This is a genomic window from Cupriavidus oxalaticus, from assembly GCF_038900635.1.
Taxonomy (GTDB): Bacteria; Pseudomonadota; Gammaproteobacteria; order Burkholderiales; family Burkholderiaceae; genus Cupriavidus; species Cupriavidus oxalaticus_B.
Genome location: NZ_JAYMRX010000107.1, coordinates 1 through 404 on the forward strand (window position 1 = coordinate 1; position 404 = coordinate 404).

The following is a 404-nucleotide window of genomic DNA, read 5'->3' on the forward strand; positions in this document are numbered from 1 at the left end:
ATCTTCGACGAGGCCACTGCGTAGCATTGCTCTCGCGCAACCGTCCGGAATTTCTCGAAGTGAATCTGGCGGACGCCAATCTTGGCGTAGAGGGACTACAGTCACGCGACACCGTTGCACGGCGGAACAGTCGTGCCAGCTTCGAGGAGCAGAAAGCTAGCGTAAAAGGCGTTCGTCTTTACGGCGCGCTGGCCGATATATCCCTCCGGACGTCATTGCCGAGGTAACTGACTTGCTGCGGGCTCCCTACGTCAACAGTTTGGATTCGACCGCAACCCGGTCCCTGCTCCCGGTAGGCGAGATATCTCCCGGCATGGCGAAGCAACAGAGCGCATTTTGTGATTCGGCGGTACGGCTGGATGGTCTCACGTGTGCCCGCCAGTTGCACAGGAGCGCAAGCAGTT

Annotated in this window: 1 protein-coding gene; it reads left to right on the forward strand. The window is 58.9% G+C overall.

Annotated features, from left to right (window positions below):
* Nucleotides 1-227 (forward strand): hypothetical protein (locus VSR71_RS35160; protein ID WP_342917931.1); only part of this gene is annotated, 227 nt, incomplete at its 5' end.
* Between the last annotated feature and the right edge of the window lie 177 nt (nucleotides 228-404).